This is a genomic window from Ancylobacter novellus DSM 506, from assembly GCF_000092925.1.
GTDB classification, from domain to species: domain Bacteria; phylum Pseudomonadota; class Alphaproteobacteria; order Rhizobiales; family Xanthobacteraceae; genus Ancylobacter; species Ancylobacter novellus.
Genome location: NC_014217.1, coordinates 1,799,574 through 1,821,830, shown reverse-complemented (window position 1 = coordinate 1,821,830; position 22,257 = coordinate 1,799,574). Strand labels below are relative to the sequence as shown.

Sequence of the window (22,257 nt, the reverse complement as noted above, 5' to 3'; positions counted from 1 at the left end):
GATGAAGGTCGTGCTCGACATCACCCGGCTGTTGCGGCGCTCGTCGCAGGCGACGCCCACGGGCATCGACCGTGTCGAACTTGCCTATGCCCGCCATCTGCTCGGCGCCCGCCATTACCAGGACCGCGCCGCCTTCGTGGCGCGGGTCCGCGCCTCGACCTGGTATCTCGACGCCGAGACCGTCTCCGCCTTCGTCGAGACGCTGGTGCAGCGCTGGAAGCTCTCCGAGGGACGGATCACGCGGCGCGAGCTGGCCGACGTTGAGCGCTTCCTCGAGCTGGAACCCGGCAGCCTGTTCGGCAATGAGCCGGAACCGCCGCCGCGCTCGTCGCTGCCGGACGTGCTGCCGGCGGTCAAGCGCCTGTTCTCGCCGGTCAACCTGCTGCCGCGGCTGCTGCGCCCGCGCAATTCGCAGGGCGCGGTCTATCTCAACGTCTCGCATGAGGGGCTGAATTCCATCAACGGCGTGCGCTCGATGGTGCGCGGGCATGGCCTCAAGCCCATGTATCTCGTGCACGACCTCATCCCCCTCACCCATCCGGAATATGTCCGGCCGGGGGATGCGGAGAAGCACGAGACGCGCATGCGCACCGTGCTCTCCTCGGCCGAGGCCATCATCTGTAATTCTCAGCACACGCTGAACCAGCTCTCCAGCTTCGCCGAGCGCAACGACATGGGCGTGCCGCCCAGCATCGTCAGCCCGCTCGGCGTGGAGGACGAGTTCGGCGCCGGCGAGCCGGTGACGCCGGAGATCCCGCCCTTCTTCCTCACGGTCGGCACCATCGAGCCGCGCAAGAACCACCTCGTGCTGCTGCATGCCTGGCGGGTGCTGGTGGAGAAGCTCGGGCCGAAGGCGCCGAAGCTGATCATCGTCGGCCGGCGCGGCTGGGAGAACGAGAACGTCATCGACATCATCGAGCGCTGCCAGACGCTCGGCGACCATGTGCTGGAGTGCAACCGGCTGCCGGACGTGCATCTGCGACGGTTGATGAAGCAGGCGCGGGCGGTGCTGTTCCCCTCCTTCGCCGAGGGCTACGGCCTGCCGCTGTTCGAGGCGATGGCGCTGCGCGTGCCGGTGATCTGCTCGGATCTGCAGGCGTTCCGCGACATCGCTGGTCAGGCACCGCGCTATCTCGATCCGATCGACGGGCTCGGCTGGGCGCGGGCGATCGAGGAATATGCCAAGCCGGATTCCGAGTTCCGTGCATCCCAGTTGCGCCAGCTCGCCGGCATCAAGATGCCGCGCTGGCGGGATCACTTCTCCATCATCGACCGCATCATCGACGTCGTCGCCGACGCCGGCGAGGTCTCGGCTTCGCCGGGGGCGTGGCGCCCCGCCGCCAGCTTCGAGCGCAGCAAGGCGTTGATCTCGGCCGGCGAGCGCGTGGATGCGGGACGCTCGTTGTCCTTCGCCGCCGCCCACCCGCATTCGAGCACGAGGTAGTCCGTGGCCGTGTCGTCCGCGAGACCCTCATGCCCGGGAAGGATCGGAGCATGATCGCCGTAGAAGACCAGCAGCGAGCGGTCCGTCAGCGCGTCGAGCGCCGCCGTCACCTTGCCGAACATGGCGTCGGCATTGGCGAGGTGGCGCGCGTACTGTGCGACGGGATCGTCGATGCCGGGCAGGCGGCCGGGGCCGTAGGGATCGTGCGCCTCCATGGTCACGGCCATCAGGAACAGCTCCTCGCCGGCATTCGTCGCGGCCTCGATCTCCGCGACGATGCGGCGGCCGACGGCGTGGTCGCCGACATAGGGGCCGAAGCGGTCCTCGGGCGCGAAGTCCTCCTCGGTGACGAAGCGCGCGAAGCCGAGGCGGGGGATCGCCCGCTCGCGCCGGAAGAAGCGGGCGTCGTGCGGGTGCAGGAAGAGCGTACGCCAGCCGACAATGCCGAGCGCGCGGGCCAGCGAGGCGGGCGCCAGCCTGTGCGGGCGCAGATAGGGATCGAAACGGTCCATGCGCTGGCGGACAAAGGGCACGCCGGTGAGCATCTCCACTTCCGAGCGGTGGGTGTAGGCGCCATAGCAGGAAACATCGAGCCGCCCCTGCGCCAGCGCACGGCGGCGCAGCCGGTCGAGGTTCGGCAGGGCGAGCTCGACACCGTAGCGGCGCAGGTCGGCGAAGGATTCCGACTGCAGGATGACGACCGCGCGGTAGCCCTCGGCGTTCAGCGGGATGGCGGCGGGAGCGCCCCGCCCTTTTCCGTCGCGGCGCCAGGCAGCGAAGCCGGCGGCCAGCGAGACCGAGAGGCCCAGCGTGCGGACGAACCGATTGGCCGGCATGTCCAGCAATTCGGCGGTGATGGCGGGCAGCAGCCCGGCGATGCGGCCGGCCAGCACGACAAAGCCGGCGGCGGCGAGGATCGCGGCGCCCAGCAGGCAGAACTGCACAGTACCGCTTACGGCGCGCGGCTCGATGGCGGTCCAGGCGAGGATTGCCCCGGCGAGCACCAGCACGACGAAGCCGAGGCCGATCGCGGTATTGCGGCCGACATAGAACAGGTCGGGGTGGCGCAGCAGCGTCGGCAGGAAGCCGAGGTCGCTGAACACCAGTGGCTCGCGCAGATAGGAATATTTGACGCGGGATGTCACCACGAACACGCCGAATGTCACCAAAGATGCCACCATGGCGAAGAGCGGGCGTGCCGACAGGCCGAGCCACAGCAGCCAGAGCCAGAAGGCAATCGCCGCGCCGACGAGATGCGCCTCGCCTGGCGCGCGCGCCGCGGGATGGCGGTTCGGTGCCGCCAGCCGGTCGAACCGGTTCGCGGCGATCAGCGTGATTGCCAGGGCGATGAGCATCACTATTCCCGTTTGAGTGGTCTCGGCGGTCATGCCCTTGCCCATTATGTGTCGATGAAAAGAACAATAGATCACAGTTCTGGGTATTTTCGTGACCAGAATAAGAAATTAACTTTCCATTCATCGAATAATATTGGCATGTATAGCCTGATTGAACGATATTATGCTGAATCTCACATATCCGTTGCGTGCGCATTGCGAATGAAGGGAAGCGGGATCGCATGAATAAGCTGCACCCGATCCTCGACATGAAGGCCGAGCCGGTGGACGAGTCGCTGCCGGAGGTGGCAAAGCCCGTGCCTGCCGCCAAGGCCAAGCCACTTCGCCCGGTGCCGCAGGAGGTGCCGGACGACGGTGGCGACGTGCGCGCCCCTGCCCGCGCCAAGCCCGCGCGGCCGGCGGCCAAGCGCGACGGCTTCCCGCTGGCCGACGCGCAGGCGCCCGACATCGCCGGTCTGCCGCGCAAGGGCCGTCGCAAGCGCTCCGTCGGGCTGTGGGCGTCGTTCCTGCTGATGGTCGCCGTGCCGACGCTGGCGGCCGGGATCTATTGCGGCCTCTTCGTCTCCAACCAGTACATGTCGGAGTTCCGCTTCGCGGTGCGCAGCCAGGATTTCGCGCCGGCCGGTACCAGCGCAGCGAGCACCGCGCTCGGCGCGGCGGCGCGCGGGATGGGCATGTTCACCGACAACTTCCTGGTGGTCGACTATCTCACCAGCCGCCAGGCGGTTGAGGATCTGATGAAGACCGTCGATTTGCGCGAGATGTATACGCGCGGCGGTGTCGACTACCTCTCGCGGCTACGCGGCGAGGAGACGATGGAGAACCTCGTCACCTACTGGCAGTCGATGATCGACGCCAATTTCGACCTCGCCACCGGCCTCGCCCTCGTGCGCGTGCGCGCCTTCACCGCCGAGGATGCCCACAAGATCGCCGCGACGCTGGTGACCCAGAGCGAGAGGCTGATCAACGAGATTTCCGCCCGCGCCCGGCGGGACGCGGTGAAGTTCGCCGAGAACGACGTTTCCCGCGCCGAGGAGCGGCTGCGCGGCGCCCGGGCGGCCCTGCGCCAGTTCCGTGACAGCCAGCAGACGCCCGATGCCGCCCGCACTGCCGGCGGCACGCTCGACCTGACCATGAAGCTGCGCGGCGAGTTGGCAGGGCTGCAGTCGCAGCTCGCCTCGCTGCGCACCTACATGAATCCCAACGCGCCGACCGTGAAGGTGCTGGAGAGCCGCATCGCCGCCACGCAAAAGCAGATCGCCTCCATCGAGGGCGAGATGGGCAAAGGTGGACAAACCGGCGTGCCGGCGAATGGGTCCCGGGCCGGTGCTGCCCAGGGCAAGGAAGCTCCGGCCGCCGGCTCCGCCACGGCCGCGGCGATCGCCGCCAACCCGGTACTGTCGGACATCCTGGCGAATTACGAGGACGTCGACCTCAGCCGGCAGTTCGCCGAGAAGTATTACGACACCACCCTCTCCGCGCTGGAGTTGGCCCGCTCCGAGGCCGCCGCGCAGCAGACCTATGTCGCGACCTATGTGCAGCCGGCGCTGGCGCAGGCGAGCGAATATCCGCGGCGGGTCATCTCGACGCTGATCGTGTTCCTGGCCGCCGGCGCGCTGTGGTTCATCAGCGTCATGGTCTTCTTCTCCATCCGCGATCACGTGGCCTGAGCGGGGGAGCGGCGATGACCTACACCCCGCCCTTCGACGCTCCCGAGCAAGGCTTCAGCCCGCGCCGCTTCGCCGAAGGCTTGCGCGCGCAGGGGCGCGTCGTCATCGCGCTGATGCTGCGCGAGATGCGCCTGCGCTCGGTGCATTCGCGCCTCAGCTATCTCCTGGCGCTGCTGGAGCCGATCCTCCAGCTCACCATGATGATGACGATCTTCACCTATATCGGCCGGCGGCCGGAGTTCGGCACCAGCCTGCTGCTGTTCCTCGGCACCGGCATCCTGCCGTTCTTCTTGTTCACCCACGTCTCCGGCCGCACGACGGGCGCGATCCGCGCCAGCGGTCTGGTGCGGGCGCTCGCGCCCATCCAGCCGCTCGACATCATGCTGGCGCGCGCGCTGCTGGAGACGCTGACGCTGCTGTTCGTCGCGGTGCTGCTGTTCACCTTCATCTATGCGACGGGGGTCAAGGAAGCGATCCCGATCCGTCCGCTGCTGGCGATCGAGGGCTTTGCCGCCACCGCGTTCCTGGCCATCGCCTTCGGTCTCATCAACGGTGTGATCGGCGCCTTCTTCCGGCTGTGGGCGGTGTTCTACGGCGTGGCGTCGCGCTCGCTCATCTTCCTGTCCGGCGTGTTCTTCGTGCCGGACTTCATGCCCCCGCCGGTCCGCGCCGTGCTCGCCTGGAATCCGCTGCTGCACGGGCTGGAATGGTTCCGCTCCGGCTTCTACCTGACCTACCCCACGCTCACCCTCGACAAGGGCTACATCCTCGGCTTCGCCGTCGTCTCCCTGCTCATCGGGCTGGCGCTCGAGCGCGTCTTCCGGGCGAGGCTGATATGATGGCGGTGGAGATATCCGGCGTCGCCAAGACGTTCCGCGCCTCGCACGGCCCGCGCCGGGTGTTCGAGCATCTCGACGCGACCTTCCCGCGCGGCGCCTCGGTCGGCATCCTCGGCGTGCGCAACGCCGGCAAGTCGACGCTGCTCCGGCTGATCGGCGGTTCGATCCTGCCCGACCACGGCAAGGTCCGCCGGCACGGCTCGGTGTCACCACCTGTCGCCACCACGCAGGCCTATCACGCGGCGCTGACCGGCCGCGAGAACCTGCATTTCGTCGCCCGCGTCAACGGCTTCGACGGCGATGCCGCCGCGCGGTTCGTCGCCTGTTTCGCGCAGATGGGCGAGGCGATCGACCAGCCGCTGTCGAGCTACACGCGCGAGCGCCGCTCGCGCTTCCTGTTCGCCGCCTCCTACGCCCTGCCCTTCGACATCTACCTCGCCGACGAGGCGCTGTTCGGCGGCACGGGCGTCTTCCGTGAGCGCTGCGCCGAGCTGGTGCAGGCGCGCCGGACACAGGCGACGCTGATTTTCACCACACGATCCCCACAGATGCTTCGTAGGTTCGCGGACATCGGCGCCGTCCTGCATGAGGGTCGGCTGCACATGTTCGAGCGGATCGGCGACGCCATACGTCTCTTTCGCTCCCTCGATCCCGGCACGGCGTCCGATACGGACAGCGCGCCGGAAGACGAGGAGGACGAGGAGGAGAGGTTCGCTGACGAACCCTTCGGGCCATCGGCCTGAAGTCGTTTTCCATCACTTTCGGTCGGGGAGGTCCCGATCCAACCTGAAGGAGCCGACATGAACGACCTGAACACCATGCCTGAGATCAGCCGCGAACTCGAGCGCTTCGTGGCCCGCCGCCTCGTCGAGTTCGACCAGGAGGCCTGGAAGGAGCTCAGCGTGCAGAAGCGCAAGGAATGCATCCAGGCGGCGCGCCGCGCGCTGAAGGCGGAGCGCAATTTCTTCGCCCGCCAGGCGAAGCTTGCCACGCCCGTCGCCGCCGAGTGACGCTTTCGGCGCAGCTCCGATGCCGACCAGGTCGGTCGGCATCGGATATTTCGCGCTCTGCATCAATGCAGCGCAATTCCAAGTATATAATTTGCGGTACTATTATAAGACCGCGAGTTATGCCGTGGCCTTTTCTGTGTCCTTGTGAGCACAGGAGCGAGCTTAGTTGTCCGTTTTTGGCCATGGCAAGGGAATAATAGCCTCGATCCGGTTTACATGACCCATTCGAGAGTAACAGGGATCGGGCGGCTTGATTATGCGTGGTCCGAAGGCCAGCCTCACCGGGCTAGCCGCGTTGTGTATGGCGCTTGGTGGATGTGTCTTCTTTCCCGGGTCGGGCCCCACGACCCAGGAGGTGATGTCGCCGCAAACCGAGCCGACCGAATACGAGATCGTCGACGTCGACGCGCGGACGATCCACGCAATGAGCGCGTGGCGTTCGCCGAGCCTGGCCCGCAGCTTCGGCGGCGCGCGGCTGGCGCCGGAAACCCGGGTGAATGTCGGCGACGTGGTCTCGGTCTCCATCTGGGAGGCGAGCACCGGCGGCCTGTTCGGCGGGCGGTCGACGAGCGGGACGGATACCGGCTCGGGCAGCGAGACGCTGCCGGCGCAGACGGTGGACCGCGAAGGGCGCATCAAGGTTCCCTATGTCGGCGACATCTCGGTGGTCGGCAAGCGTCCGAGCGAGATCGCGAAGACCATCGAGGAAGGGCTGAAGGGCAAGGCGATCGAGCCGCAGGTGCTGGTCACCCTGCCCGAGCAGACCTCCGCCTCGGTGGTGGTGGTCGGCGACCTGACCGGCGCCGGCCGGGTGAACCTCAACGTCAAGGGCGACCGGCTGCTCGAGGTGATCGCTCAGGCGGGCGGCATCAAGGGCCCGCCGCACGAGACCTTCGTGCGGGTGACGCGCGGCAAGCGCAGCCAGACGATGCAGCTCTCCGCCATCCTCGCCCAGCCGGACGAGAACGTCTTCATGCGGCCGGGCGACACCGTCTACGTCTTCCGCCGTCCGCAGACCTTCACGGCGCTGGGCGCGGTGAAAGGTGCCGGCGAGATGGCGATCGACCGGGACGACTTCACCGTGGCGGAAGCCATGGGCGTGTCGGGCGGCCTGATCGACAGCCTTGCCGATCCGAGCGGCATCTTCATCTTCCGCTACGAGCAGGCGGCGGTGGTGCGGGCCTTCAATCCGGAATCGCCGCACCTCAACGGCAACACGCTGGTGCCGGTCATCTACCGGTTGAACCTCAAGGATCCGAGCGGCTACTTCGTCGCCCGCGCCTTCCCGATCCGTGTCGGCGATATCGTCTACGTCGCCAATGCGCCGGGTGCCGAGTTCAACAAGTTCCTGCGCATGGCGCAGACCATCAGCACGATGATCCGCTCGAACGCGGTGGCGGTTACCGACTAGCGGACCCCGCCAGCAACGGAGGCCGGCCATGAACAGAAACATGGCCGGCGCGGCCTTCCTCCTGCTGGTCGGCGCGGTGCCGCTGCGCGCGGCCGAGCCGGTGCCGATCTCCGACTACATGATCATGGATGTGTGCGTCGATGCTTCCGACCGCATCCTGCCCGCGCTCATGCCGGGAGATGTCGGCTGCGAGCGCCGCCGCGACATCCGCGTCGGTGAGACGCCGCCCTATGAGCTGCGCAACTTCCTCAATCCCGGCCGCGCCTGCGCCGAGGACGGCGGCACGGTGCAGAAGCTCAACCGTCCCGTGGAGCGCGACGGCGAGACCCGCATCGTCTCCTCCACCATCACCCTTCCCCCCGAACCCTGCGGCCGCGGCAGCCGGAAGGCCAAGCCCGGCGAGGGCGGCGCCTCGATCCAGTGGTACGACGACGGCTACGGCTTCATCATGGGCAGTTACAGCCCGGTGGCACCGTCGATCTACCAGACGCCGCTGTGCCGCGACGGCACCCGCTCCTCCCGCCGCTTCTTCCGCGGCTGGGTGATCGCGCCGACGGCGGTGCCGGCGGTGGGCGAGAGCGGCTACGGCGTGTTTGAAGGCCGCCTCGCCACCGGCGCCGCCTCGGCCCTGCCGGAGGCCTGCCCCACCCGCTACCGCCGGGCGCTGACCACCTGGCTGGTCACGCCCATGCGCTACACCGGGAAACGCGAGATGGTGTCGATCGTCTCCGGCCATTTCGCCCAGGTGAGCCGCGACGGCCTCTCCCCCGGCAAGACGCTGCAGATGGAGCAGACCTACTGGACCCGCGAGTTAGGCCTGTCGCGCTGGGAGAAATGGGCGCGCGAGGACTGGGTACATCCGCGCAGCGGCCGCGCGGCGCCCGACCTCGCCCGCGAGCTCTACAAGCGCGGGCGCTGCGGCCCGCCGGCGGGCGGGACCTTCGACATCTCGCCCCGTACGCGCTTCACCGACGCGGCTGGCGCGGGCGACGCTTATGTGCGCGCCATCGTCGACCCGAAGAGCGGCGAGAGCCATCTCTGGTACATGACGCTGTGCGAGGACTACACGAACGTGCGCCCTCTGCCGCCGGACAGCGCCCTGCCGAATGTCGGCGCTATCGCCGATCCGGCCTACTGGGCGCGGTGAGGAGACGTCAGAACACCTCGTAGCCCGGCGTCAGCGTGTTATGGGGATCGTAGCGCGCCTTGGCTTCGCGCAGGCGCGGCCAGGCAGGGCCGAAATGCTCCCGCCAGTCCTCTGCGGTCATCGGGAAGGCGCTGACCGGATAGAGGACGCCGCCCTCCCCGCGCACGCGTTCATAGAGCGCGCGGTTGCGGGCGACCGTCGCCTCGACGGTGGCCGGATCGTCCGAGGGCGGAAAGCGGATGAGGTTGAAGACGAAGGCGACCTCCTCCTCCGGCATTCGTAGCAGCGGAGCCCTCAGGGCCTGCGTCGCGAGCGGATACCAGGCGACGCGCCCGAAAGGCCCGATGTCTTCTAGGCTCAGTTCCTCGATAATGCCGGTGGCGACATGCTCCGCATTGGAGCCGCGCAGGAAGCTCAGCCACCAGGGATGCGGCGTGAACCATTGGCCGTTCGCGCGCAGCAGGGCCTCCAGCTTGGCGAAGGCGGTGGCATCGTCCAGATAGGCGAGATCGGTGGTCGCGGCCTCCTCACGGAGGTCGGACAATCCGGCGAGCCGCGCCTCGATGTCCGGTGCTGCGCCGCCGTCGTAGTACACCGCGCCCTCGATCTGGTAGCGCCAGCCGTCCGTGTCCGGCAGGACCGCCCCCTGCAACTGGTCGAAGCGCCCCTCTCCCAGCACGAGACGCTGGTCCGCGGTGAGCGAATGCAGGTCCGGGTAGAACAGCTGCACGCGCCGCACCCGCTCGGGCGCCGGCACCAGCCGAAGCGTCGCGCGGGTGACGATGCCGCACTGGCCGAGCCCGCCGCGGACGGCGTCGAACAGGTCGCGATTGTGTTCGGCCGAGCAGGCGAGCTCGCGGCCGTCGCCCGTGACCACGTCCAGGGCGAGCACATTGTCCGTCTGCATGCCGTTGCGGGACGTCGCCCCGCCTATGCCGCCGACCGCGAGCGTGCCGCCGACCGACAGGCCGAGATAGTTGGTCAGCACCGGCGGCGTGAGCCCGCGCGGCAGGGTGGCGGCGAGCACCTCCTGCCATGTCGCGCCGGCATCGACGACGACGCGGTCGGGCTCGATCAGGTGGACCGCGTTCATCGCGCCCATGTCGATGACGATGCCGCCGAAAGCCATGGCGCGGCCATAGGTCGAATGGCCTTGCCCGCGGGCGGCGACCTTCAGCCGGCGTATATCGGCCCAGCGGATCACCGCAGCGATGTCGGCGGCCGACGCCGGCCGGACGACCAGCCAGGGCCGCCGGCGGACGACATGGCCGAAATCCTCCGACGCCGCGTCCAGCGTCCGGGCGTCGCAATCGAACGCGCCGGCGACGGCGAGCTTCGGATATTGCGCCGCCGCTGCCGGCATGGCCGCGTCCCCGCCAAGCGCCGCGGCATAGCCGAGGCCGCTGCCCAGCATCATACGCCGGTCGATCATCGGCGGCCTCCCGGCGTGGAGCGAGCCGATCGTGCGACATGTGCGATCTCGGCCCGCGTCAGCCCGATGTCGCGCAGCGTGTGGTCGTCCAGCGCCTCCAGGTCGCGAATGCCGGCGCGGATGCGGCGCTCGGCGCGCAGCCAGTCGAGGAGTCGTGTCAGCCGCGATGCCGAACGGCGGCTGGAGGCGGAAAGATAATAAGTTGCATGTGCATCGGATGCTCGGCTCATGTGGCATCTCCGCTTGCGGAAACAGGGTGGCGGCGCGCGGCCGCCGGTTCGTTCGCAAGTGGGTACATGCGGTGTGCGCTACAATCGGTTGCGCGCGTGATACATTCTCCCGGAAAACGGGAAAATGTGCATGGACCGGCTCGATGACATCGAGGCCTTCCTGGCCGTCGCCGAGAAGGGCAGCCAGACCGCGGCGGCGCGCCACCTGCGCCGCTCGCTGCAGTCGATCAACCGGTCGCTGGCGGCGCTGGAGCGTAGCGTCGGGGTCGAGCTGGTGCGGCGCACCACCCGCCACTCGCATCTGACGGACGCCGGCCGCGCCTTCTATGAGCGGGTCAAGCCGGCGCTGGCCGAGATCAACGATGCAAGGTTGGAGGCCGCCAAGGCGCGCGGCGAACCGAGCGGCCTTCTGCGCATCGCCGCCCCGGTCTTCTTCGCGCCGGCCTATGTGGTGCCGGCCATCGCCGCCTTCATGGAGCGTCATCCCGGCGTCGAGATCGAGCTGAAGGTCTCCGATCGCATGGTCAACCTGCTGGAGGACGGCATCGACGTGGCGGTGCGCATCCGCGAGATGGCCGATTCCAGCCTCATGACGCGCCGCCTCGGCGAACTGCGCGTCGTCGCCTTCGGGTCGCCGGACTATTTTGCCCGCCACGGCCGCCCGCAGCACCCCGACGATCTCGTGCGGCACGAATGCGTGCTGCGCCACGCCGAGGGGCGCAGCGATAGCTGGACCTTCCGCGTCGGCGGGCGGCGCAGGGCCGTGCGCGTGCAGGGCCGCTTCGGCAGCGACAGCGCGGCGGCGACGCATGCCGCGGTGGCGGCCGGGCTCGGCATCGGCCTCACGCCGCTGTGGCAGATCCGCGGTCTGGTCGACGCCGGTGCGGTGGAGGTGATCCTCGAGGATTTCGAGGATGCGCGCATTCCGATCCATGCCGTCTGGCCGGCCGGCAAGATCCCGCTCGCCAAGACCCGCCTGTTCGTCGACGAGCTCGCCGCCCGGCTGAAGCGCGAAAGCCTGTAGCGCGGTCGCAGGAGCCCGACTGAAGCCGAACGCGGTCCACAGCCGAAACATCCTTCTCCCGGCACGATCATCCCCTCCGAGGACGGAGCCGCTTGACGTGGATGTCCGTGGTATGCATCTTGGTCTGACCACGGTACAAAATGAGCCATGAGCGACGCATTTGAGATCACGCGCCTCGACGACCAGGGCGGAAAAGGCTTCGAGAAGGTGTTCGCCTTCCTGCGGGAAAGGCTGCTCGCCGGGTCGCTCAAGCCCGGCGACCGGCTGATTCCGGAGCGCGAGCTCGCCGCGCAGCTCGGGGTGAGCCGCCCCATCCTGCGCGAGGCGCTGCGCGCGCTCACCGTGCTCGGCATTGTCGAGATCCGCGACCGCGTCGGCACCATCGTGCGCCGGCCGGACATCTCGGTGCTGAACGACTTCTTTACCTTCGCGCTCTCGCACCGCGCCGACCTGATGGACGACATCGTCCAGGCGCGCGTGGCCATCGAGTGCCAGTCGATCCGCCTCGCCGCCGAGCGCGCCAGCGTCGCCGACCTCGAGCGGCTGCAGGCCGCGCTCCGGCAGATCGAGGAAACCATCGACGACGTCGAGGCGGGCGGCCGGGCCGATTTCGACTTCCACCACGCCATCGTCCGGGCCAGCGGCTCGGAGACGCTGCTGGTGCTCTACGATTCCATGTCGGCAGTGCTGATGCGCTCGCATCTCGACCGCCGGCATCTGGTGCGCGTCTTCGACATGCGCACCTACCTCATCGAGGACCACAAGCGGGTCTTCGATGCCATCGTCGGCGGCGATCCAGAGGTTGCCGACCGCTCGCTGCGCGAGCACTTCGCCATCGGCGACGAATTCCGCCGGAAACTCGCGATTCAGGGAGGGCGCCGGGCCGACCAGCCCGATTGACCAGCCTGACAACAAGAAGACGAAGGTTAGATATGGGACGGAAAGAACAGGGAAGCGTCGGCTTCATCGGCCTCGGCACGATGGGTCGCGAAATGGCACGCAACCTCCTCGAGGCCGGCTTCGCCGTGCGCGTGTTCGACGTCGTGCCGAAGGCGATCGACGATCTGGTCGCGCTGGGCGCCGAGGCCGCGACAGGCCCGGCCGATGCGGCCCGCGACGCCGACATCGCCATCACCATGCTGCCCGACACGCCGCAGGTCGAGGAGATCGTGCTCGGCCCCGGCGGCCTGCTGGCCGACCCGCCGCGCGGGCGGCTCGTCGTCGACATGAGCACCATCTCGCCGGTCGCGGTGCAGCGTATGGCGGCCGAGCTCAAGCGCGTCGGCGTCGACATGATCGACGCTCCCGTCTCCGGTGGCCCCATCGGCGCCAAGAACGCGACGCTGTCCATCATGGCCGGCGGCGAGGCGCAGGCCTTCGCCCGCGCCAAGCCGTTCTTCGAGGCCATGGGCACCACCATCAACCATGTCGGCGCCCCCGGCGCCGGGCAGGCGGTGAAGCTGTGCAACCAGCTCATCTGCGGCATCAACATCCAGGCAATCTGCGAGGCGCTGGCGCTCGGCCGCGCCTTCGGCGTCGATCTGGAACAGATGCGCGGCGTGCTGCTCGGCGGCTCGGCCGCCTCATGGATGCTCGACAAGCTGGGCCCGGCGATGATCATGGGCGACGCCTCGGCCGGCTTCCGCATCGACCTGATGCTGAAGGACCTGCGCCTCGTGCAGGAGCAGGCGCTCGCGCTCTCCGTGCCACTGCCCGCCACCGCCCTGGTCACCAGCCAGTATGTCGAGGCGCGCGCCCATGGCGAGGGGTCTAACGGCAACCAGGCGTTGTTTCGCGTCTATGACCGCATGGCCAACCAGCCGCGCCATCCGGACAACGGCTGATCCGACGCGGGTGCGCCCGCACATCGTCGACAGATAGGTGGTGCCTCCACCATGGGTCTCGAACTTGATTTCTCGGTCGTGCTCGACCGCTGGCGCAGCCTGCTCGACGGCGCCACGCTGACGCTTGAGCTGGCCTTCATCGCGGTGGTCTGCGGCGCCATCATCGGCGTGTTCGGCGCCATCGGCCGGCGCGGCGGCAATCCGCTAATCGAGCGCCTGTGCGGCGCCTATGTCGAGGGCATCCGCAACACGCCGCTGCTCGTGCAGATCTTCCTGGTCTATTTCGGCCTGTCGAGCCTCGGATTGAAGTTCTCCGCCTTCACGGTCGCCGCCGTGGCGCTGACCATCAATGTCGGCGCCTACACGACGGAGATCATGCGCGCCGGCTTCGATTCCATCGTCAGGGGCCAGATCGAGGCCGCCGAGGGCCTCGGCCTGTCGAAGGCGCAGATCTACTGGCACGTCATCATCTGGCCGGGCATCGAGCGGGTCTACCCGGCGCTGACCAGCCAGTTCGTGCTGCTGATGCTGGCTTCCTCGGTCACCTCGCAGATCTCGGCCGAGGAACTGACCGCGGTCGCCAACTACATCCAGTCGGAGACCTACCGCTCCTTCGAAACTTACATCGTGGTCGCGCTGATCTACGTCGCGCTGTCCTTCGTCATGCGGTTCGGCTTCTGGCTGCTCGGGCTCGCGCTGTTTCCGCGCCGCCGCCGCCTCGGCACCCCGCTGTGAGGAGATGACCATGGGCGGTGCTCTCAACGTCAACCACCTTCTCTTCCTCGGCCATGGCGCGCTCTGGACCATCGGCCTGTCCGTCATCGCGCTCGTCGGCGGCGGCCTCGCTGGCTTCCTCGTCGCGTTGGGCCGGGTCTCGCCCAGCCGCACGGTGCGCCTGCTCGCGGCCACCTATGTGCAGCTGATCCAAGGCACGCCGCTGCTGGTCATCATGTTCCTGTCCTTCTTCGGGCTGGCGGCGATCGGCTTCAACATCTCACCGCTTGCCGCGGCCGGCGCCTCCATGACCATCTTCGTCGCCGCCTATCTCGGCGAGATCTGGCGCGGCTGCATCGAGGCGGTGCCGAGGCCGCAATGGGAGGCGGCGGAAGGGCTCGCGCTCTCGCGCAGCCAGCGCATGGTCAAGGTGATCCTGCCGCAGGCAATCCGCATCGCCACGCCCCCGACGGTCGGGTTCATGGTGCAGATCATCAAGAACACCTCGCTCGCGTCGGTGGTCGGCTTCGTCGAGCTCACGCGCTCGGGCCAGATCATCAACAACTCGATGTTCGAACCCTTCCTCATCTACTCGATCATCGCCGTCGTCTACTTCTCGCTCTGCTACCCGCTCTCGCGCCTCAGCCGCCGGCTGGAGCGCACGGCCCTCCAGAAGAAGCCGGCCCTTGCCTGAGGCCGGCCACGAGGAACGCGAAGGAACGCTCCCATGAACATCTCCGCCATCCAATCCGCCCCGGCTACCAACGGCATCGCTCCCGTCGTGGCGATGCGCCAGGTCCACAAGAGCTTCGGCCCGCTGAAGGTGCTCGACGGCGTCAGCTTCGAGGTGGCGCGCGGCGAGGTGACGGTGCTCATCGGCCGCTCCGGCTCGGGCAAGAGCACGGCGCTGCGCTGCATCGACCGCTTCGAGAGCATCGACGGCGGCGAGATCGAGGTGTGCGGCCGCCGCGTCGACGACGCGGGGCTCGACCTGCGCGCGCTGCGGCTCGACGTCGGCATAGTGTTCCAGAGCTACAACTTGTTCCCACATCTCACCATCGAGGAGAACATCACTCTCGCCCCGCACGCGGTGAAGGGCGTGCCGAAGGCCGAGGCCCGCGCGCTCGCCGCCAAGGTGCTGGCGCAGGTGGGGCTCGAGGAAAAGCTGCACGCCTATCCCGAGCAGCTTTCCGGCGGCCAGCAGCAGCGCGCCGCCATCGCCCGTTCGCTGGCGATGCAGCCCAAGGTGATGCTGTTCGACGAGGTCACCTCGGCGCTCGATCCCGAACTCACCGGCGAGGTGCTGAAGGTGATCGAGGCGCTCGCCGCCGACGGCATGACCATGGTGATGGTCACCCACGAGATGGGCTTCGCGCGCGGCATCGCCGATCAAGTGGTGTTCATGCACAAGGGCAAGGTCCACGAGGCGGGACCGGCCGACATCCTCTCATTGCCCTCCACGCCCGAACTCGCGCAGTTCGTCGGCACCGGGCTCTGAGCCGAAAAGACCAACCACGACAAGCAAAAGGGAGAAGCGCATGCTCAAGCATTCCGTCCTCGCGGCCGCCCTGGCGGCGGCATTCCTCGTCGGCGGCACCGCCGCCAAGGCCGATCTGCTCGACGACATCATGGCGGCGAAGAAGATCCGCATCTCGACCGACCTCGCCATCCCGCCCTCGGGCATGATGGATTCCAGCATGAAGCCGGTCGGCTCGGACGTGGAGACCGCCGAGTTGCTGGCGAAGGATCTCGGCCTGACAATCGAATGGGTGCAGACCACCGGCGCCACCCGCATCCCGAACCTGCAGACCAATAAGGCCGACGTCGTCATCTCCACGCTCTCGGTCACGCCCGAGCGCGCCAAGGTGATCGACTTCACCGACCCCTATGCGGCGCTGGAATCCGTCGTCGGCGGCCTGAAGACCATCGAGGTGAAGGACTGGGACGGCCTGAAGGGCAAGACCATCGCCGTTTCGCGCGGCACCACGCAGGACACCGCCCTCACCAACCGCGCCAAGGAAGGCGGCGGCTTCAACGTCGCCCGCTATGACGACGACGCCACCATGGTGACCGCAGCGGTGACAGGCCAGGCCGATTTCATCGCCACCTCTGCCACCATCGTCAACCAGATCGGCGTGAAGAACCCGGCCCGCGCCTTCGAGCCGAAGGTGCTGATCACCACTTTCAACCTCGCCATGGGCGTGAAGAAGGGCGAGCCGCGCCTCAAGGCCAAGCTCAACGAGTGGATCGCCGAGAACATCAAGAACGGCAAGCTGAACGCGATCTACAAGAAGTACCACGGCGCCGACCTGCCGGCGAATATGCGCGGCGCCAGCTGAGCCGTACCCGATCCGGCGGCGCCCATGAGCGGGCGCCGCCTCTCCCCTGATCAGAAGGAACCGAATATGCGCCTCGTCATTGGATCCGATCATGCCGGCTGGTCGCTGAAGGGCGCCGTCATCGAGCACGTCCGCAGCCTCGGCCACGAGGTGATCGACGTCGGCTCGTATGACGACAAGCCGGTCGACTTTCCCGACATCGCCCGCCAGGTCGCCGCCAAGGTCACCTCCGGCGAGGCCGAGCGCGGCATCATGGTCTGCGGCACGGGCGTCGGCGCCTCGATCGCCGCCAACAAGATGAAGGGCATCCGCGCCGCGGTGTGCCACGACATCCACTCGGCGCATCAGTCGGTGGAGCATGACGACGTCAACGTCATGTGCATCGGCGCGCAGATCATCGGCCCGTGGCTCGCCAAGGACCTCGTCGCCTCCTATCTGAGCGCCGAATTCTCCACCGACGAGGATTTCCGGCGCCGAGTGGAGAAGCTGCACCAGATGGATGCCGAAGGCTGAAAGCCGCAGACTGGCGGGGCGGAGAAACGGATGATCCTGGTCTTCGGTTCGATCAACATGGACCTCGTCGCCTCGGTCGCCGCCATTCCGCGGCCGGGCGAGACCGTCCTGTCGCCCGGCTACCGCACGCTGTTCGGTGGCAAGGGCGCGAACCAGGCGGTCGCCGCCGCCCGCATGGGCGGTGAGGTCGCGATGGTCGGGCGCGTCGGCAATGACGGCTTCGGCGCGTCCTGCCGCGGCAACCTCGCCGCCAACGGCGTCGCCACCGAACATATCCTGACCGGCGCCGAGCCGACCGGCTGCGCCTTCATCACCGTCGACGCCGCCGGCGAGAACGCCATCACCGTGGCCAGCGGCGCCAATGGCGCCGTCGCGGCGGGCGACCTGCCGGAATCTCTCGTCGGTGCCGACACGGTGGCGGTGATGCAGATGGAGGTCCCCCTCGCCGCCAGCCTCGACGCCGCGCGCAAGGTGAAGGCGGCGGGCGGCAGGGTGGTGTGGAACCTCGCCCCGGCTCCGCCCGGACTCAAAGCGGCCGATCTGCGGGACATTCTCGCGGCGACGGACGTGTTCGTCGTCAACGAGATCGAGGCGATGATGGCCGCCGAAGCCCTCGGTGGTGCCTCCGATTTCAAGGACGCCGCTCGGCGCCTCGTGCAGGCGGGCTCCACCATCTGCGTCGTCACCGCCGGCGCCGCCGGGGCCTTCGCCTGCGAGCCGGACGGCACGCTCCACCACGCCCCCGCCCTGCCCGTTACGCCGGTCGATACCACCGGCGCCGGCGATACCTTCGTCGGCGTGCTGGCGGCCGAGCTCGCCTTGCACGGGCGACTGGACGAGGCGCTCCGGCGCGCCTGTGCCGCCGCCTCGCTCGCCTGCCTCGCCGCGGGCGCGCAGGACGGCATGCCCACCCGCCGACAGCTCGACGACCGGCTTTCCGGGCCGGCGGGTGCCAAGGCGGCCCCGTCGCTCGCATAGAAAATCTTTCGTCTGAAAGAACGAAAAGTAAGCTTTCCTGTAGGCGTCAAGCTCATAGGCTCCTGACCAATGGCCCGGCGAGGCCGGGCGGCCGGGAAGAAGCGACGCCATGAAGCATCCGTTGGAGACCCATCGCGCGCAGGCTGCGGCGATCCTCGAATCCTGGGGCATGCCGGCCTCGACCGCCGCCACCACGGCGGAGATCCTCGCCTGGGCCGATCTCCACGGCATCGAGAGCCACGGCATCGCGATGCTGGTCGAATACGACGTCCGCCGGAAGACCCGCCCGATCAACATGAAGCCGTCGCCGCGCCTGCTGCGCGACGTGCCGGTCGCGGCACTGATGGACGCCGATGGCGGCCTCGGCCACGCGCCGGCCCGGCAGGCGATGCAGATCGCCATCGACAGGGCCCGCAGCGCTGGGGTCGGCATGGTGTCGGTGCGCAATTCCGGCCACTTCGGCGCGCTCGGCTACTACACCACCATGGCGGCGGATGCAGGGCTGATCGGCATCGCCACCACCAGCGTCTTCGGCATCCGCGTGCCGCCGACCGGCGGCAGGCAGGCGCGCTTCGGCACCGATCCCTGGTCCTTCGCCGCGCCCTCCGCCGACGGACGGCATTTCGTGCTCGACATGGCCACGACGACGGTCGCCTCGGGCCGCGTGCGCAACAAGATCGTCGAGGGGCAGCCCATGCCGCCCGGCTGGGGCTTCGACCGCCACGGCAATCCGACCCGCGATCCACGCGAGGTGATGGATGGCGGCTTCCTCTCGCCGCTCGGCGGTGCCGCCGAGAGCGCCGGCTACAAGGGCTACGGCCTGGCGACGATGGTCAACATCCTCTCCTCCTGCCTCTCCGGCGCGACGCTGATCACCGATCCCATGCATTCGCGCCAGCCCTGGGGTCTCGACGTCGGTCATTTCCTCATGGCCTTCGCCCCCGGCCTGTTCCGCGATCCCGCCGCCTTCGAGGCGGACGTCGCTCGGCTGTCGGACACAATGCGCGCGACTGAACCGGCAGACCCCGCAAAGCCCGTCCTGGTCGCCGGCGATCCCGAGCGTGCGGTGCGTGACGCGCGTCTACGCGACGGCATCCCGATCGGCCCTGGGCTGGCGCGTCGCCTGCGCTCGCTCGCGCTGGAGACCGGCGCGGCATGGCTGCTCACGCCCGTCGATCTCTCCGAGGTGGTCTCGGAAAACATCGCTGGTCTTTCGTGAGGTTGACTGTTAACTGTTTACTGCCGACCGCCACAAGCGCGGCGAGACAGGGTTGAAACACAGAACATGCACGGCCAGCGCATCGAACGGGCGGAGGGCCTCGCTGCCCGCGTCTACCAGGAGATCGAGCGGATGATTCTCGCCGGCGATCTGGAACCAGGTAGTCGGCTAAACGAATACGCCCTCGCGGAGCGGTTCGCGGTCAGCCGGGGTCCGGTGCGCGAGGCCACCCGCGCCCTTGTCGAGGCCGGGCTGCTGGTCTCCGTACCTACGCGCGGCGTCTTCGTCCGCGAGATGTCCGAGGCCGAGATCGGCGAGAATTATGACGTGCGCGCGGTTCTCACCGGGCTGATGTGTGCCCGCGCGGCCGAGCTGCGCACCGCCGAGGACGTGGCGGCGCTGGAAGGCTACGTCGCGGCCATGGATGCGGCCATCGCTGTGGGACAGGTGCGGGAGTATTACCGCATCAACCTCGACTTCCATGACCGCATCAATGCCGTCTCGGCGCATAGCTGCGCGCGTCGGGTCTATGACGACCTGATCCGCGAGACGCATTCGTTGCGCCGCGCGCTGTTCTCGCCAGGCCAGACCAATGGCGAGCACCGCGAGATGGTCGCCGCCATCAAGGCGGGCGACGCCGAGGCCGCCCGCCGGCTCGGCGAGGAGCACGTCCTGCACGGAAAGACACGATGGCTGGCGTCGGTGGCGGCGGAACCGCCGCGCGCCGCGACCGGCCCCAATAAGGGAGGACCAAGGTGAAGATCGCGAATATCAAGGCCAGCCTGCACCGCCACGAGATCGACCTGCCGGGCATCGGCGAGTCGATCGAGTCCCGCAGCTTCGTCTTCGTCGAGGTGGAGACGGATGAGGGGCTGAAGGGCATGGGCTGCACCGGCTCGTTCCTGCCTTGGGCGGTGATGCCGTGCATCGAGCATCACCTGCTGCCGCTCCTGAAAGGCAAGGACATCCGCCACACCGAAGCGATCCATCACCAGGTTTGGCGCCAGCTCAACAACCGCGCCTATACCGGCGTCATCTCCAATGCCCTCTCCGCCGTCGACATCGCGCTGTGGGACCTGCGCGGCAAGATGGAGGGCGTGCCGATCTCCGAGCTGCTCGGCGGCTTCAGCAACGAGGCCTATACCTACGCCACTTTCGGCTACCCGTTCTTCGACGAGAAGCAGATCGCCGAATATGCGCTGAAGTTCCTGGCCGACGGCCACACCATGCTGAAGATGGTGGTCGGCGGCGAGCCCACCCGCACCTGGAAGGACGATGTGCGCCGCGTGCGCGCCGCCCGCGAGGCCATTGGTCCCGATGTCGACCTGATGATCGACGCCAATTGCTGGTTCAACCCGCATGACGCGCTGATGCTCGCCAAGGGCGTCGAGGACCTGAACCTGAAATGGTTCGAGGAGCCGATCCAGGCGAACGACGCCCGCGCACTCGCCGACCTGCGCAACCGCACCAACGTGCCGATCTCGGCCGGCCAGATGGAAGGCCACCGTTGGCGCTTCCGCGAGCTCGTCACCCACCACGCGGTCGACGTGCTGCAGCCGAACGTCCTCTACAATGGCGGCTACACCGAAGCCCTCAAGGTCGCCCACATGGCGCAGGCCTTCAACCTGCCCATGTCCAATGGCGGCGGCTGGCCGATTTTCAACATGCACCTGCTCGCCGGCGTCATGAACGGCGGTCCGGTCGAGTTCCACTACGGCATGTGGATGACCGGCAAGCACTTCTTCGAGGGCACGCCGGACCCGGTCAACGGCAAGATGCGCATTCCCGACAGGCCGGGCCTCGGCTTCACCCCGCGCTACGACGCGCTGGAGGAGGCCCGCATCCGCGACCCCGAGGCGGGTCGCCCGAAGAACCGCGACGCCCACGGCTACCTGCTGCGGGAGGCCATCTACAAGAACTGAGCCGACCCCGCCCCGGTACCGATGAGGAGCCGGGGCGGCCGCCGCTGCCGAACGCCAACGGCAGCGTGGGGACAGGAAGCTGAAGACAATGCGGCGGACGCCAGCGCCCGCCGTCGCCGACCCAACGAGAACAGATGATTGGGAGGAAAAGCCATGATGAATATGACGCGTTCGGCCCTCTGGAGCCGTAGCCGTGCCGCTCTCGCCGGTGCGATGTGCGCCGGCGCCCTGCTCGCCGCCGGTCCCGCCTCGGCCGCCTATCCCGACCGGGACATCACCATGATCATCCCGTTCGGTGTCGGCGGCGGCAGCGATGTGCTCGCCCGCACCATCGGCAACGTGATCGCCGAGATGAAGCTCATCCCGGTGAAGATCTTGCCGGAGAACCGGCCCGGCGGTTCCGGCGCGGTCGGTTATTCGGCCGTCGCCAAGCAGAAAGGAAGCCCGTACACCATCGCCACGGTGAGCGTGTCCTTCTTCACCACGCCGCTGCAGGGCGGCTCGCCGGTGAGCTATCGCGACTTCACCCCGCTCGCGGCGATCGCGCAATCGCCCTACATCCTCGTCGTGCCGGCGAGCTCCGAATACAAGACGCTCGACGACCTGAAGAAGGCCAAGCGCCTCACCACCGGCACGGTCGGCGTGGTGTCGGACGCGGCGCTGCTGGCGCGCATGACCTCGAAGGCGCTGGGCGTGCAGATCGACGCCATCCCCTTCGACGGCGAAGGCGAGGTGATGTCGGCGCTGCTCGGCGGCCATGTCAACATCGCCTATTTCAACCCGAGCGAGGTGCTGCCGCAGATCCAGGCCGGCACACTGCGTCCCCTGGCGGTGTCCTCCTCCCAACGCGTCCCGGCGCTGAAGGATGTGCCGACCTTCACCGAGCTCGGCGCGCCCATCGTCCACACCCAGATCCGCGGGCTGGTCATGCCCAAGGACGTGCCGGCCGAGGCCGTCACCTATTGGGAAGGCGTGCTGAAGAAGGTAGCCGAGAGCGACGCCTGGAAGAAGCAGTATGTCGACCGCTTCCACGACGTCCCGCAATTCCTCGATTCCAAGGCGTTCGGCGCCGCGATCGTGGAGACGAGCAACCGCTACGAGACGCTGATGAAGGAGCTCGGCATCATCAAGTGATGCCGGAATTCCGTACATCCCGGCGGGTCGCG

Annotated in this window: 22 protein-coding genes and 1 pseudogene; 20 read left to right on the top strand and 3 right to left on the bottom strand. The window is 68.1% G+C overall.

What is annotated here, in order from left to right:
* Position 1 precedes the first annotated feature (1 nt).
* Positions 2-1,444, top strand: a complete 1,443-nt coding sequence (locus SNOV_RS08795) for a glycosyltransferase family 4 protein (protein WP_013166565.1) — start codon at positions 2-4, stop codon at positions 1,442-1,444.
* 20 nt (positions 1,445-1,464) lie between these two features.
* Here SNOV_RS08795 and SNOV_RS24070 read toward each other — a convergent pair.
* Positions 1,465-2,280 (bottom strand): annotated as a pseudogene (locus tag SNOV_RS24070) (LTA synthase family protein); the annotation flags it as partial.
* A gap of 740 nt (positions 2,281-3,020) precedes the next feature.
* Between SNOV_RS24070 and SNOV_RS08785 the strand changes: the two are divergent.
* The 6 genes from SNOV_RS08785 (at position 3,021) to SNOV_RS08760 (ending at position 8,876) form a co-directional block, all read left to right on the top strand.
* Positions 3,021-4,469 (top strand): KpsE/RkpR family capsule polysaccharide export protein, encoded by a 1,449-nt coding sequence (locus SNOV_RS08785; protein ID WP_013166563.1) that lies wholly within the window; start codon positions 3,021-3,023, stop codon positions 4,467-4,469.
* 14 nt (positions 4,470-4,483) lie between these two features.
* A complete protein-coding gene (locus SNOV_RS08780) occupies positions 4,484-5,308 on the top strand; it encodes an ABC transporter permease (protein ID WP_013166562.1) in 825 nt (274 codons plus the stop codon).
* Positions 5,305-6,051 (top strand): ABC transporter ATP-binding protein, encoded by a 747-nt coding sequence (locus SNOV_RS08775; protein WP_013166561.1) that lies wholly within the window; start codon positions 5,305-5,307, stop codon positions 6,049-6,051. Before SNOV_RS08780 ends, SNOV_RS08775 begins: the two co-directional genes overlap by 4 nt.
* 57 nt (positions 6,052-6,108) lie before the next feature.
* The gene (locus SNOV_RS08770) at positions 6,109-6,318 is read left to right on the top strand and encodes a hypothetical protein (RefSeq protein WP_013166560.1); all 210 of its coding nucleotides are present in this window, start codon (positions 6,109-6,111) and stop codon (positions 6,316-6,318) included.
* 358 nt (positions 6,319-6,676) lie between these two features.
* Complete coding sequence (locus tag SNOV_RS08765; protein ID WP_049785717.1) at positions 6,677-7,729, top strand: polysaccharide biosynthesis/export family protein; 1,053 nt, start codon at positions 6,677-6,679, stop codon at positions 7,727-7,729.
* Positions 7,730-7,757: 28 nt separating this feature from the next.
* The gene (locus SNOV_RS08760) at positions 7,758-8,876 is read left to right on the top strand and encodes a hypothetical protein (RefSeq protein WP_013166558.1); all 1,119 of its coding nucleotides are present in this window, start codon (positions 7,758-7,760) and stop codon (positions 8,874-8,876) included.
* A 7-nt stretch (positions 8,877-8,883) separates the two neighbouring features.
* On the opposite strand, the gene SNOV_RS08755 is transcribed toward SNOV_RS08760, so the two are convergent.
* Both SNOV_RS08755 and SNOV_RS08750 read right to left on the bottom strand, forming a co-directional pair.
* Complete coding sequence (locus SNOV_RS08755; RefSeq protein WP_013166557.1) at positions 8,884-10,308, bottom strand: FAD-binding protein; 1,425 nt, start codon at positions 10,306-10,308, stop codon at positions 8,884-8,886.
* Complete coding sequence (locus SNOV_RS08750; protein WP_013166556.1) at positions 10,305-10,538, bottom strand: DUF1127 domain-containing protein; 234 nt, start codon at positions 10,536-10,538, stop codon at positions 10,305-10,307. The genes SNOV_RS08755 and SNOV_RS08750 overlap by 4 nt, the downstream gene beginning before the upstream one ends.
* Before the next feature lie 130 nt (positions 10,539-10,668).
* On the opposite strand from SNOV_RS08750, the gene SNOV_RS08745 reads away from it, so the two are divergent.
* The 13 genes from SNOV_RS08745 to SNOV_RS08685 all read left to right on the top strand — a co-directional run bounded on the left by SNOV_RS08745 (position 10,669) and on the right by SNOV_RS08685 (position 22,225).
* Positions 10,669-11,562 carry a LysR family transcriptional regulator gene (locus SNOV_RS08745; RefSeq protein WP_013166555.1) on the top strand — a complete coding sequence of 298 codons (894 nt, stop codon included), beginning with the start codon at positions 10,669-10,671 and terminating at the stop codon, positions 11,560-11,562.
* A 147-nt stretch (positions 11,563-11,709) separates the two neighbouring features.
* Positions 11,710-12,462, top strand: coding sequence for a FadR/GntR family transcriptional regulator (locus SNOV_RS08740; protein WP_013166554.1), 753 nt, complete (start codon positions 11,710-11,712; stop codon positions 12,460-12,462).
* A 32-nt stretch (positions 12,463-12,494) separates the two neighbouring features.
* Positions 12,495-13,406, top strand: a complete 912-nt coding sequence (locus SNOV_RS08735) for an NAD(P)-dependent oxidoreductase (RefSeq protein WP_013166553.1) — start codon at positions 12,495-12,497, stop codon at positions 13,404-13,406.
* A 51-nt stretch (positions 13,407-13,457) separates the two neighbouring features.
* A complete protein-coding gene (locus SNOV_RS08730) occupies positions 13,458-14,141 on the top strand; it encodes an amino acid ABC transporter permease (protein ID WP_013166552.1) in 684 nt (227 codons plus the stop codon).
* Between the two features lie 10 nt (positions 14,142-14,151).
* Entirely contained in the window at positions 14,152-14,814 is a 663-nt protein-coding gene (locus SNOV_RS08725; RefSeq protein ID WP_013166551.1) for an amino acid ABC transporter permease, read from the top strand.
* 33 nt (positions 14,815-14,847) lie between these two features.
* A complete protein-coding gene (locus SNOV_RS08720) occupies positions 14,848-15,618 on the top strand; it encodes an amino acid ABC transporter ATP-binding protein (RefSeq protein ID WP_013166550.1) in 771 nt (256 codons plus the stop codon).
* Positions 15,619-15,658: 40 nt separating this feature from the next.
* Positions 15,659-16,459 carry a transporter substrate-binding domain-containing protein gene (locus SNOV_RS08715; protein ID WP_013166549.1) on the top strand — a complete coding sequence of 267 codons (801 nt, stop codon included), beginning with the start codon at positions 15,659-15,661 and terminating at the stop codon, positions 16,457-16,459.
* 66 nt (positions 16,460-16,525) lie between these two features.
* Positions 16,526-16,972 (top strand): ribose 5-phosphate isomerase B, encoded by a 447-nt coding sequence (gene rpiB / locus SNOV_RS08710; RefSeq protein WP_013166548.1) that lies wholly within the window; start codon positions 16,526-16,528, stop codon positions 16,970-16,972.
* 30 nt (positions 16,973-17,002) lie between these two features.
* Positions 17,003-17,950 (top strand): ribokinase, encoded by a 948-nt coding sequence (locus SNOV_RS08705; protein WP_013166547.1) that lies wholly within the window; start codon positions 17,003-17,005, stop codon positions 17,948-17,950.
* 109 nt (positions 17,951-18,059) lie between these two features.
* Positions 18,060-19,169: an Ldh family oxidoreductase gene (locus SNOV_RS08700; protein WP_013166546.1), complete on the top strand. Its 1,110-nt coding sequence runs from the start codon at positions 18,060-18,062 to the stop codon at positions 19,167-19,169.
* A gap of 66 nt (positions 19,170-19,235) precedes the next feature.
* On the top strand, positions 19,236-19,928 hold the full coding sequence (locus tag SNOV_RS08695) for a GntR family transcriptional regulator (RefSeq protein WP_013166545.1): 693 nt from the start codon (positions 19,236-19,238) through the stop codon (positions 19,926-19,928).
* Complete coding sequence (locus SNOV_RS08690) at positions 19,925-21,091, top strand: mandelate racemase/muconate lactonizing enzyme family protein (RefSeq protein ID WP_013166544.1); 1,167 nt, start codon at positions 19,925-19,927, stop codon at positions 21,089-21,091. Before SNOV_RS08695 ends, SNOV_RS08690 begins: the two co-directional genes overlap by 4 nt.
* Positions 21,092-21,244: 153 nt before the next feature.
* A complete protein-coding gene (locus SNOV_RS08685; protein ID WP_013166543.1) occupies positions 21,245-22,225 on the top strand; it encodes a tripartite tricarboxylate transporter substrate binding protein in 981 nt (326 codons plus the stop codon).
* Positions 22,226-22,257: the final 32 nt, after the last annotated feature.

Excerpts from the sequence above, each read along its gene's own strand:
- SNOV_RS08700 (WP_013166546.1), top strand. The coding sequence starts at position 18,060 with ATGAAGCATCCGTTGGAGACCCATCGCGCGCAGGCTGCGGCGATCCTC.
- SNOV_RS08735 (WP_013166553.1), top strand. The coding sequence starts at position 12,495 with ATGGGACGGAAAGAACAGGGAAGCGTCGGCTTCATCGGCCTCGGCACG.
- SNOV_RS08720 (WP_013166550.1), top strand. The coding sequence starts at position 14,848 with ATGAACATCTCCGCCATCCAATCCGCCCCGGCTACCAACGGCATCGCT.
- SNOV_RS08705 (WP_013166547.1), top strand. The coding sequence starts at position 17,003 with ATGATCCTGGTCTTCGGTTCGATCAACATGGACCTCGTCGCCTCGGTC.
- SNOV_RS08695 (WP_013166545.1), top strand. The coding sequence starts at position 19,236 with ATGCACGGCCAGCGCATCGAACGGGCGGAGGGCCTCGCTGCCCGCGTC.
- SNOV_RS08785 (WP_013166563.1), top strand. The coding sequence starts at position 3,021 with ATGAATAAGCTGCACCCGATCCTCGACATGAAGGCCGAGCCGGTGGAC.
- SNOV_RS08685 (WP_013166543.1), top strand. The coding sequence starts at position 21,245 with ATGATGAATATGACGCGTTCGGCCCTCTGGAGCCGTAGCCGTGCCGCT.
- SNOV_RS08770 (WP_013166560.1), top strand. The coding sequence starts at position 6,109 with ATGAACGACCTGAACACCATGCCTGAGATCAGCCGCGAACTCGAGCGC.
- SNOV_RS08730 (WP_013166552.1), top strand. The coding sequence starts at position 13,458 with ATGGGTCTCGAACTTGATTTCTCGGTCGTGCTCGACCGCTGGCGCAGC.
- SNOV_RS08745 (WP_013166555.1), top strand. The coding sequence starts at position 10,669 with ATGGACCGGCTCGATGACATCGAGGCCTTCCTGGCCGTCGCCGAGAAG.
- SNOV_RS08715 (WP_013166549.1), top strand. The coding sequence starts at position 15,659 with ATGCTCAAGCATTCCGTCCTCGCGGCCGCCCTGGCGGCGGCATTCCTC.
- SNOV_RS08725 (WP_013166551.1), top strand. The coding sequence starts at position 14,152 with ATGGGCGGTGCTCTCAACGTCAACCACCTTCTCTTCCTCGGCCATGGC.
- SNOV_RS08740 (WP_013166554.1), top strand. The coding sequence starts at position 11,710 with ATGAGCGACGCATTTGAGATCACGCGCCTCGACGACCAGGGCGGAAAA.
- SNOV_RS08765 (WP_049785717.1), top strand. The coding sequence starts at position 6,677 with ATGTCGCCGCAAACCGAGCCGACCGAATACGAGATCGTCGACGTCGAC.
- SNOV_RS08775 (WP_013166561.1), top strand. The coding sequence starts at position 5,305 with ATGATGGCGGTGGAGATATCCGGCGTCGCCAAGACGTTCCGCGCCTCG.
- SNOV_RS08750 (WP_013166556.1), bottom strand. The coding sequence starts at position 10,538 with ATGAGCCGAGCATCCGATGCACATGCAACTTATTATCTTTCCGCCTCC.
- rpiB (WP_013166548.1), top strand. The coding sequence starts at position 16,526 with ATGCGCCTCGTCATTGGATCCGATCATGCCGGCTGGTCGCTGAAGGGC.
- SNOV_RS08795 (WP_013166565.1), top strand. The coding sequence starts at position 2 with ATGAAGGTCGTGCTCGACATCACCCGGCTGTTGCGGCGCTCGTCGCAG.
- SNOV_RS08780 (WP_013166562.1), top strand. The coding sequence starts at position 4,484 with ATGACCTACACCCCGCCCTTCGACGCTCCCGAGCAAGGCTTCAGCCCG.
- SNOV_RS08755 (WP_013166557.1), bottom strand. The coding sequence starts at position 10,308 with ATGATCGACCGGCGTATGATGCTGGGCAGCGGCCTCGGCTATGCCGCG.
- SNOV_RS08760 (WP_013166558.1), top strand. The coding sequence starts at position 7,758 with ATGAACAGAAACATGGCCGGCGCGGCCTTCCTCCTGCTGGTCGGCGCG.